The following is an 8,370-nucleotide window of genomic DNA, read 5'->3' as shown; positions in this document are numbered from 1 at the left end:
CGCCATCTCCTGCAACGGCGACGGTGAATCATAAAACCCAATCCGTGTCATCAACGCTACGACTCGGAGTTCAAAGGACGTGCTCTAGAGGCACGCCTTCGGGAAGAACGGAAGCCGTCCGACCGTAGGTAGGGCAAGCGCCCGGGCGATGCGGTCTCGATCACTCTTCTCGAGAAATTCCCCGGCCTCCAAGGCTTCAATCTCAGCTCCAGGTTTGCCCGATTGCATCACAAGCCACACAAATTCTTAACACGATTTTCATCGCATTTGCCTATGCCTCGATCTGGTAATGGGGCAATCAGATCAAACCAGTCCGGAATCGGTGATCGGCGGACAAAAGAACGCCATCGAAGAGGGCATCCTCCGGGACCAACTTGCCGATCTGAGGACTGGTCTCTTCATTTCCATGCCGATCAGCACGGTGCTGTCGGTATTGATCCTGGTTGTGGAGCTACTGTTCGGCAACAACCTTGCTGCCGTCATCTGGTTTGTCGCTGTCAACGCTATCAACGGCGCGCGTATCGCGCTTGCCCTTACCCAACAACGAGGGACGCGGGTTCCGGCCAGCAATAGCGGCTCGACGTGGTATTCAAACCGCCTTCGGCTCTACGAGATTCTCGCTCTCCTGTCGGGATTCGCATGGGCCTTTCTTGCCGTACTGACTGACGGATACACTTCCTCTCAGTCTTCGCTCCACATGATTATCCTGGCAGGCATATCGGCGGGGGCAGTGACGTACGGCAGCTCTCGTGCCTCGGTTGCGATCAATTTCATTGCACCGCCGCTCTTGATCACGGCCGGATGCCTGGCGGCGAAGGGGAATTTCGAGGATTATGTCCTTGCCTTTGCGGTCCTGCTCTTTCTCGCCGGGCTTATCCGGAGCTCTCTTGTCGGCCAAGCTCGGTTTCGCGAGACAAGCAGCCTCAAGCACGAGGCAAAACAGTCTGCCGTGCATGATCCGCTAACGGGCCTTCTCAACAGGCGGGGGTTGGAACAGGCGATCGAGCACATGGGTCGGGCAGATGGGCCATCCGTAGCGATGCTGATCGACCTCGACGGCTTCAAAGCTGTCAACGACACTTACGGCCACAAGATCGGCGACGACCTGCTTGAAGGAATCGCCCGCAGACTTGAGGAGGCGTCTCCACGAGGAGCAACACTCGCTCGCGTCGGCGGAGACGAGTTTGTGCTGCTCATTCCCGCACGCATGATCGCATGTCCCTTGGATGAGTTGGCGTCCACAATCATTGCCGCGATTGCAAAACAGCACCCCATGGTGAATTCGGTGCAGGTCGGCGCATCGATAGGAATATATCTATCTGAGAACCCTGAGCTGACGGAAATGCTGCTGCGGGCGGACGTTGCGCTCTATGCGGCCAAGCGCAGTGGCAGGAACGAATTCTGCTTCTTTAACGACGACCTCGACCGTGAACTCGAGCGGAGACAGTGCATTGAACGGGATCTGCAAGCCGCCATTAAAAGCGGGAGCCTGTGTACATGGTTCCAGCCCATCATGCGGCTAGATACCAACGCTATCATCGGGTTCGAAGCACTCCTGCGATGGAACCATCCGCTTCATGGGGCCATTTCTCCGCCCGATATTGTCACCGCTGCGCGCGAAAACGGACTGCTCCAGCTTTTGACAGAGACTGTTTTTCTCAACTGTTGCGCCATGATTGACGGACTCATAGCGACTGGCCGACAAAACATCCGCGTTGCTATGAATCTGTCACCCCGCGAGCTCGAGGCAGGCAATGTCGATGAGATGATCCTGAACGGACTGGAGGCCAGAGGCCTTCCAACCGACATGCTGGAGATCGAAATCACCGAGGAGGCTCCCGTCGATCACGACAGGGTGGGCGAAAAGCTGGGGCGATTGTCCGATGCAGGCGTATTCATCGTCCTGGACGATTTCGGTACTGGCTTTTCCACTCTCGCTTCGCTCAAGGACGGGCGAATCCGGAAGATCAAGATCGACAAAGGGTTCGTTCGCGACCTGGCCACGTCGGTGGAGGATCAGGCTCTGGTCAAGTCGGTCATCGACCTTGGTCAGGCTCTTGGAAGAGAGGTCATGGCAGAGGGCGTTGAAACGGACGTGGATCGCCGGATTCTTCAGTCGCTCGGCTGCACGGTTGCGCAAGGCTTCTTTTTCTCAAATGCGCTGCCGTTGAAGCAGGCGCTGCTTCTGCAGGCTCCGCAGATTGCCGACCAGCATATGTCTCAGGCGGGTTATGCGTGATGTGCCCTCGCCTCCGGACTGCGATCACGCCATCCCTCGCGTAGGCAGCCTGATAGCCACGTCTTCCGGCTCTACCACCGTCACCCTGTTCAGCATGTGCGGCCCCCAGACCGCTGCGACGACAATCATGGCAGGCATATGGTCCTTGGCCTAGTCGCCCTTCAGTCGATAGAAGCGCTGGCCGTCCGCCCCGACATTGTTGCCAGATCGAAATCCTGGCTGGCTGTCGTGATCTGCCCTTTCTCGCCGCACTTCTTGCCGACGAAATGCAGACACCCTCATCGACATCGTCACGGGTGAATTGGATCGAAAACCATTTCGAAGCCGCCAAGCAGATCGCCTTCGCCGACCGCATCGTTCTGACTAAGTCCGATCCGACCTTGATCCGGGACATCGAGAGCCTGAGGGCACGGTTGACCTCGCTCAATCCGGCTACGCCGATCGACAACTCCCACCAGGACGGCTTCGATCCAGCCGCGCTCTTCCAACGCCGCGTCTATGCACCCGCCTCGCCGGGCGACGACGTGATCGGCTGGCTGGCGCTCGAGGACGCCATCCGCGGTGATGGCGGTCACGGTTCCGCCAAGCTGGGAGCATCGCCGTTCGCACGTCAGCCACCCCATCTGCAAAGCGACAAGTGGTGTTAAACAGCGCCGAAAGTGCCATGCCCTCGCCGCTCGCCCCATAGCATCTACACATTTGCTGACGTTGATGGCTCTTCACATTGGCTGGCGTTCACACGGCGGCTTGTGTCGATCTCCAGCAGAGACTTTTGAAATCCAGATAGCGTTTTGTTTAATCCAAAAGTGGTACATATTGTGAATTTTTTCATATATCCGAGAGATGAGAATATTTAATATGATATTTATTCCATAACGTACTATTTGTTCTTAACAATACAAAAAGCATGAATTTCATTAAATATGATCGCTTCGGTATAATCTTTCTGTTATACTTGGAGATCGCCTCGGATAGGTATGTCATGCTGTTTGAAAGAGAGGGCCCACTTGAGGCTTTGCTGGAGGCCGCGCGGAACGCGGCTGCCGGCCGTGGCAGCATTGTGCTAGTCGAAGGCGAAGCTGGTATTGGCAAAACGTCCCTCCTGCGCAAATTCGAGGAGCATGTCGGCAAGAATCATCGAGTGCTCTGGGGCTGGTGTGAGGCGCTCTTCACGCCACGCCCGCTCGGGCCGGTGCAAGATGTGGCGCAATCGCTTGACCAGCGCGTCGGAGAATTGCTCGACCAGGCCGCCGCCCCGGAGCGGCTTTTCCCCGCGTTGTTGAATGCACTTCAGAACGCGAAGGGCACGACCGTGCTCATCTTTGAGGACGTCCACTGGGCTGATAATGCGACCCTCGACCTCGTAAAATACCTCGGTCGTCGTGTCGCCTTGCTGCGAACTACGCTGGTGCTCAGTCTGCGCAGCGATGAAGTAGGTGCCGATCATTCCCTGACGCATGTGCTCGGCGATCTACCGTCGGCCTCGGTGACCCGCGTGTTGCTCGAACCGCTTTCTCCGGAAGCAGTTAAGGCAATGGCCGAGCAGGCGGGCCGCTCCGACGGGGATCTCTATCGCGTTACAGAGGGCAACCCCTTTTTCGTTACAGAGCTTTTGGCGAGCAGCGACACCACACCGCCGTGCATTCCGGCCTCTATACGCGACGCGGTCTGGTCGCGGCTATCGCGCCTGACGCCAATGGAGCGCGAGGTGCTGGAAATGATGAGCGTCGTGCCGGGAAGCATGGAGCCGTGGCTGATCCGGGCGCTTCTCGGTGGCGATGCTGAAGCCGTTGTTGACCAATGCGTGGCGCGCGGACTGCTGCGGCGAGACGGTCAGGGCGCCTTGACCTTCCGCCATGAGCTTGCCAGGCAGGCGACGCTTAATCGGCTCTCACCGTCCCTCCAGCGGTCACTTCACGGGAAAGTGGAAGCAGCACTTTCCGCGCTTCCTGATGCCAAGGCGAGCGCTCTGCTCCCACGCAGGGCCCACCACGCTGCCGGAGCCGATGACAGCGAGCGGGTTCTCGAACTTGCACCGCAAGCCGCGGCACAGGCTGCGCGTCTGGGCGCACATCGAGAGGCGGCTCTACATCTTGCGACCGCGCTGAAATATGTCAATGATGCACCACGGCCGCTTGCCGCGCAACTCTATGAAGACTGGGCTTACGAGGCCGGGCTATCGCTCCTCGTCTATGACGCTATCATTGATGCTCGTCATCGGGCCATTGCGATCTGGCGAGAACTTGGACGGGTCGACAAGGTCGGTCCCAATCTGCGCTGGCTATCTCGGCTTCATTGGCGCCGTGGTGAGGGCGAACAGGCGGAAAAGTATGCTGACCAGGCGGTGCGTGAAGTGGAAAGTCAACCGCCCGGGCCGGAACTGGCAATGGCCTACAGCACACGCTCTCAACTGCATATGCTGCACTACCGATTCGACGAAGCGATCAAATGGGGCTCGCGCGCGATCAGGCTGGCCGACCAATTAGGCGAGATCGAGACACGCGTCCACGCCCAAAACAATGTCGGCACTGCGCTGCTATTCGCCGCCCGCCCGGGCGGGCGTGAGAAGCTGGAGGAAAGCCTCGCGCTGGCGCTGGAGCACGGGCTCCACGACGATGCGGCGCGAGCCTACACAAACTTTGCGGAATGCGCGGTTGTGTCAAAGGACTTCGCTTTGGCCGAGCGGCTGCTGGCCGAAGGAATTGCATTCTGCACCAGGCATGACCTCGATTCGGCGGCTCAATACCTGCTCGGTCGGCAGGCGGAGTTGCTAATGGAGCAGGGCCGTTTTCGTGAGGCCGCTACGATCGCACAGGGCGTCATGAACCTGGAGCACCTACCGATGGTGATGCACTTGCCGGCCCTCACGGTGCTCGGCAGGGTGCACGTGCGGCTGGGCGAGCCCCGTGGGTTGCCGTTACTCCAACAATCGCTCCAAGAGGGATTGGCAACCGCCGAGCCTCAGCGGATCATACCGGTCCGCTTTGCACTGACGGAAGCCGCTTGGCTTACCGAAGACCTCGATGCCAGCCACGAGCAGCTGACGGCACTCGCCGCGATGGATCTCGACAATTTCCGTCCCTGGGACATGGGTGAACTGGCGGTCTGGTGGCAGCGATGCGGGATGGCGAAACCGCTGCGGACGCGGGCAGCACGGTTTCCTCCACCACGATCTGCGGAACTCCGCGGTTATCCGTTGGCGGCCGCACGAGAATGGACACGACTGGGGCTCCCCTATGAGGCAGGGCTTGCTCTGACGCAAGTGAGCGGAGTCGATGCCGGGGCGGCCTTGGTTCTTGCCGTAACCATATTCGAGGAGATCGATGCGCATCCCGCTGCAACGCTGGCGCGAAAGCTGGCGCATCGTCTGGGTATTACAGATCAGTTGCCGAAGATACGCCGAGGGCCATACGCGGCCGCCCGCCGTCACCCGCTCGGCCTGACACAGCACGAACAACAGGTGCTTGCTCTGATCGCTCAAGGCATGAGCAACAAGGAAGCCGCACGGTTTTTGTCGCGCTCCCCGCGCACGATCGAGCACCAGGTTTCTGCCGTGCTTGGCAAATTCCACGCTGCCAACCGGCTGGAGGTTGTCCTACGCCTGCGTGGCGAGCCGTGGCTCCTGCCGACCGCAGATTCGCTACAGGGCCACGAAAATTAGGTAAGCGCGCGAAAACTAGGAAGCGACCACCAAGAAATTGGGGAGCCGTACCGATGCGCGCAGGCACCGCCGCGCATAGGGTTTTGATCGCGGTTCCTCCGCAGAAACAACAGGAGGTCACTATGTATAAAGTTGTAATTCTTACGTCTGTTCTCGCAGTGCTTGGTGCCGGCAACGCAGCTGCGGTCGATGCAGCGTGGGGCTTCGGTCCCAGCGAGGCGAACAGTGAGCCTGCCCCTCGCTTTCAGATCGCCCCCCCCGTCGACAGGATGGTCGTGACCGACAGCGTGGGCAGCGCCAGCAGGTCCTATGGCTTCCCCGCCGGCAATGGCCAGACGGCCGGCTTCTCAGCTGCGGAAGGTTTTGGCCCCAGCGACGAGAACGACGAGCCCACCCCGCGCTTCCAAATTGAACGTTAACCGGCGACTCGACGAACAATGGCAGGCCCCCGGCAACCGCCGGGGCTGCTGCTTCCCCGCGGTGCCCACGGGCCCGCGCTACGCCCGGCCAAATAGCCAAAGCAACTGCCTTTGGGTGGAGGGCGGAAGTTCACTACGAACGCGCAGAACGGCTGGTCTGCGGGACGAAACGGTCATTCTCCCCAGGTCTTTCACCCGCCCGGCTCCAAGCAGGTGAAAGCTGTTTCTTTCGAGAAGCGACGGCACGTGCCGCTGACAGTCTCGAGAGCGCGGCTCGTCGAAGGTATACTGTGTACCCCCGGGCGAGATCAAGTCGATTTGATGCTCGACAGCGAGTGGATAACGCGCGAATTGGCCCGGGAGTTTGCAGATATAAATCACCCCCAGCAAGGCCGTCCTCAACTATTCCGCGGCAACTATTCTGTGTGGCAGCGGCAGGTGTTGCCCGCAATGTCAAGGCCCAGAAGGCGAGCGTTAAGGCGCTGATGCCCGCACCCATAAGGCAGACGCCATTCCAGCCGGCGTGGGCATAGACAATTGTCGATGTCGAGGAACCGATTGCACTGCCGATCGAGTAGAAGATCATGTAAGCGGCGGTGAGACGATTCTGTGCTTCGGGTCGCTCGCGATAGATCATGCCCTGATTGGTGGCATGCGTCGCCTGCAAGCCGAAATCGATGACGAACACGCCGACGATGAGCCACACGATCAAGTGTGACAGCATCGAGATCGGCAACCAAGCAACCAGCATGAGAATGAGCGCAATCCCAGTTGTGCGCTGCCCATGTCCCTGGTCGGCCCACCGTCCCGCGCGTGCGGCACCGAGCGCGCCTGTAGCGCCGGCGAGGCCGAAGAGCCCGACCTGGGTATGCGATAATGAAAAGGGCGGCGCGGTTAGCGGTAACACGAGGGGTGCGAGCAGGGTTGTGATGTTGGCGAAGATCAACATGGCGATGACAGCGCGGATGCGCAGCACGGGCTCCTCGATGAAAAGCGTGAGCAAGGAGCCGATCAGACGCGGGTAGGCGATTCTCGTCTTTGGCCTCTCTTCGTGCGGGAGAGCATTGTAGAGGAGCCCGGCAATCACGAGCGTCAGAACAGCAGAGAGGAGATAGACGCTTCGCCTCCCTGAAAGATCGGTCAGAATTCCGGCAACAGTCCGCGCCGGCAGGATGCCGAGAACTATACCGCTCGTGACTACACCGACCACCTGTCCGCGTTCTGCGCGCCGTGCCAGGATCGCGGCATACGCGACGAGGGCTTGCATGACGACAGCCAGGAGCCCGACCGCCGCCATAGACGCCAGCAACGTCACCGTCGTGAAGGAAAGTCCCACGCATCCGAGCGCCAGAACGGACAACAGCGACTGGCCAACGATCAGCTTGCGACGATCGATGAAATCGCCAAGCGGCACCAGCAGGATCAGGCCGAGTGCGTAGCCCAACTGGGTCGCTCCGACGAACAGGCCCGCGATGGCGCGCGTGAGCCCGAGATCGTCAGCCATCACGTCAAGCAACGGGTGGGCGAAATAGGCGTTAGCGACCGCAAGGCCGCTCGCAACGGAAAATAGCAGCGTGACCGGCCGGGTGAGCACCGAAGCCTGTATTTCTGGCTGGGAAACAAATGCTGATCCCCTCGCACGACCCTGCCGTTGCGTTTCATTTGGGCGAGCGGTGCCGTTCGCAGCGCCATCCGGCGCTGCGCCTCTGGAAGCATTCCCGACCGGTGACAGCGGCTCGCGCATGGAATATCGGCTGACCGCGATGGGCCGGGATTTGTTTCCGGTGATGATTGCGCTGCGGCAATTCGGCGAACGCCACCTTTTTGGACCGGGTGAGGAGCATTCAGTTCTGGTCGGTCGTGAGAAGGGCTTGTCGGTCCACCTCGACATCCGCACTCAGGACGGTCGAACCATCGGCCCCGATGACACGGTGCTGTTGAAAATCCCCGAAGAGGAATAAAATCGACTGGAATGCGGCGAGCAACACGACCCTCAATCGCAAGTCGCGGAGATCGTAGAAGGGCGGGGGGCGAACGGTTCATCGCTACCG

At 59.8% G+C, this 8,370-nt stretch carries 5 protein-coding genes and 1 pseudogene; 5 read left to right on the top strand and 1 reads right to left on the bottom strand.

The features are described from left to right. The first annotated feature begins 289 nt into the window (after nt 1-289). The 4 genes from GPJ75_RS21590 (at nt 290) to GPJ75_RS21575 (ending at nt 6,319) form a co-directional block, all read left to right on the top strand. Nucleotides 290-2,239: a putative bifunctional diguanylate cyclase/phosphodiesterase gene (locus GPJ75_RS21590; RefSeq protein WP_163271189.1), complete on the top strand. Its 1,950-nt coding sequence runs from the start codon at nt 290-292 to the stop codon at nt 2,237-2,239. A 296-nt stretch (nt 2,240-2,535) separates the two neighbouring features. Further along, the gene (locus GPJ75_RS21585) at nt 2,536-2,886 is read left to right on the top strand and encodes a CobW family GTP-binding protein (RefSeq protein WP_163271187.1); all 351 of its coding nucleotides are present in this window, start codon (nt 2,536-2,538) and stop codon (nt 2,884-2,886) included. Between the two features lie 260 nt (nt 2,887-3,146). Continuing rightward, nucleotides 3,147-5,900, top strand: a complete 2,754-nt coding sequence (locus tag GPJ75_RS21580) for an ATP-binding protein (RefSeq protein WP_246249187.1) — start codon at nt 3,147-3,149, stop codon at nt 5,898-5,900. A 53-nt stretch (nt 5,901-5,953) separates the two neighbouring features. Continuing rightward, a complete protein-coding gene (locus tag GPJ75_RS21575; RefSeq protein WP_163271185.1) occupies nt 5,954-6,319 on the top strand; it encodes a hypothetical protein in 366 nt (121 codons plus the stop codon). Nucleotides 6,320-6,755: 436 nt separating this feature from the next. Here GPJ75_RS21575 and GPJ75_RS21570 read toward each other — a convergent pair. Continuing rightward, nucleotides 6,756-8,063: pseudogene (locus GPJ75_RS21570) on the bottom strand (MFS transporter); the annotation flags it as partial. On the opposite strand from GPJ75_RS21570, the gene GPJ75_RS21565 reads away from it, so the two are divergent. After that, nucleotides 8,062-8,280, top strand: coding sequence for a winged helix-turn-helix transcriptional regulator (locus tag GPJ75_RS21565; protein ID WP_205602605.1), 219 nt, complete (start codon nt 8,062-8,064; stop codon nt 8,278-8,280). The pseudogene GPJ75_RS21570 and the gene GPJ75_RS21565 sit on opposite strands and share 2 nt — an antisense overlap. Nucleotides 8,281-8,370: the final 90 nt, after the last annotated feature.

Source organism: Chelativorans alearensis, assembly GCF_010993735.1.
GTDB lineage: Bacteria > Pseudomonadota > Alphaproteobacteria > Rhizobiales > Rhizobiaceae > Chelativorans > Chelativorans alearense.
This window is presented reverse-complemented; position numbering and strand designations above follow the sequence as displayed.

Coding starts and splice junctions, on each gene's coding strand:
- GPJ75_RS21575 (WP_163271185.1), top strand. CDS start 5,954: ATGCGCGCAGGCACCGCCGCGCATAGGGTTTTGATCGCGGTTCCTCCG.
- GPJ75_RS21580 (WP_246249187.1), top strand. CDS start 3,147: ATGAATTTCATTAAATATGATCGCTTCGGTATAATCTTTCTGTTATAC.
- GPJ75_RS21590 (WP_163271189.1), top strand. CDS start 290: ATGGGGCAATCAGATCAAACCAGTCCGGAATCGGTGATCGGCGGACAA.
- GPJ75_RS21565 (WP_205602605.1), top strand. CDS start 8,062: ATGGAATATCGGCTGACCGCGATGGGCCGGGATTTGTTTCCGGTGATG.